Source organism: Oleiphilus sp. HI0128 (genome assembly GCF_001635365.1).
Genome location: NZ_LWGG01001429.1, coordinates 1 through 1,454, shown reverse-complemented (window position 1 = coordinate 1,454; position 1,454 = coordinate 1). Strand labels below are relative to the sequence as shown.

At 46.8% G+C, this 1,454-nt stretch carries 1 protein-coding gene; it reads right to left on the bottom strand.

All coding sequences use genetic code 11. From position 1 onward, the window contains the following. Positions 1-1,454: ferrous iron transport protein B (feoB, locus tag A3763_RS23680; protein ID WP_068760620.1), on the bottom strand; the 1,454-nt coding region annotated here is incomplete at both ends.

The following is a 1,454-nucleotide window of genomic DNA, read 5'->3' as shown; positions in this document are numbered from 1 at the left end:
CACTTCCTGTGCTTCAGCGGCGGCATCGATATTGCTGATATCGCCCACATCTAAGCCTAAGGGATCAAACAGCATATCCCCTATAGCAGAAAAGTTTTCCGGTACTGTTGCCAATGCTTCACTCAGGCTAGCTCCCAGATCAAAGCCCTGCTCTTGCGCTTCACCTTCGCTCGCTAATTGCCCATATAGTGAATCCAAGGTGCCCACAACGGCTTCTTTAGCTAAGACCCCGGTAAAGATGCCAACCGTAGCAGGCCAATTTTCTTCACTAATGCCCATAGGAGAGAACATCGGCGTAAGCGTTTTGCTCACTTCGCTTAAGACCGAGTCTTCAGAATCTTCATTCCCGAAAGAGCCGTCCGTGCCAATCGAGTTGAGCACATTTAGCGCCAGCACCATCAGAACAATCACCTTCCCGGCATCGCGGATGAAAAGCTTTACTCTATCCCAGGTTCTTAATAATACGGCTTTTAAGGTGGGCAAGTGATAAGGAGGCAGCTCCATCATAAAACCGCTGCTTTCGCCCTGAAGAAGGGTTTTACGCATAATTAAACCCGTTAGAACAGCAACAGCAATACCTGCCAAATAAAGAATAAACACTAGATTTTGACCATTGTCAGGAAAGAAGGCCGCCGCAAACAATACGTATACAGGTAGACGCGCACCACATGACATAAAAGGATTCATCAAAATAGTAAGCTTTCTTTCTCGCTGGTTTTCCAGGGTTCGCGTCGCCATGACAGCGGGAACATTACAACCAAAACCAACGATCATCGGTACAAAGGCTTTACCTGGCAGACCAATCTTACGCATAGCTCTATCCATCACAAAGGCTGCGCGTGCCATATAGCCGCTATCCTCAAGTGCGGATAAAAACAAATACAAGCAAACAATAATAGGAATAAAGGTAGAGACAACCTGAATGCCCCCTCCAATACCATCTGCCAAAAACACCTTGCTCCATTCAGGCAAGCCAAGCAGCCCCATCAGATGCGCAGTGCCATCAACAAAAATTGCACCCACGCCCATATCGAAGAGGTCAATAAAGGCACCGCCAACGTTGATCGTAAAGGTAAACATCGCATACATAACCAGTAAGAATATACCGATTCCCAAGCGCTTCCCGAGTACAATATGGTCTATCTTATCAGATAGATTCTTGCCCACGACACCAGCTTCCTTTATTACCTCTTGCGATAAGCAATGTGCATGATTAAAGCGCCCATCAGCAATATGTATGTCGACGTCTTCCCCGGTTCTTTCTTCAATCTTGCTCTGCCAATGGGAAACCCTTGATAGCAGCTCTTTTTGACCAGCCGATTCAATTGCGCCCAATACAGCGCTATCATTTTCCAAAAGCTTAGTCGCGACCCAGCGTTGTTCGTTTGCTTTAACAGTAGCTGGTAGATAGCCGGAAACGGATAGGATTGCCTGCTCAACCAAGTCTTCATGTA